The organism is Psychrobacter sp. AOP7-B1-24, assembly GCF_052376215.1.
Classification (GTDB): domain Bacteria; phylum Pseudomonadota; class Gammaproteobacteria; order Pseudomonadales; family Moraxellaceae; genus Psychrobacter.
The window spans coordinates 1-260 of the sequence record NZ_JBQSVL010000242.1; the positions used below are offsets into that span (position 1 = coordinate 1).

General features: G+C 46.9%; 1 protein-coding gene. It reads left to right on the plus strand.

Annotated features, from left to right (window positions below):
* A partial coding sequence (locus ACT3QP_RS15200; protein WP_444526084.1) for an IS3 family transposase occupies window positions 1-260 on the plus strand: 260 nt, incomplete at both ends.

The following is a 260-nucleotide window of genomic DNA, read 5'->3' on the forward strand; positions in this document are numbered from 1 at the left end:
TGACAATAAACACCTTTATGGGGTCGAGCTGATCTGTAGAGTCCTACCGATTGCCCCGTCAACTTATTATCGTGCTCAAGACTTAAGCGACAACCCACACAAGCGTTCACTGCGCAGTCAGCATGACGACTATTACATCGGTGAGATTAAACGTATTTGGCAGGATAGCAAATGCCGTTACGGTGCGCGTAAAGTCTGGCAGCAGATGAAAGCAGAAGGATTATGTATTGCTCGGTGTACCGTAGAGCGATTAATGAAGC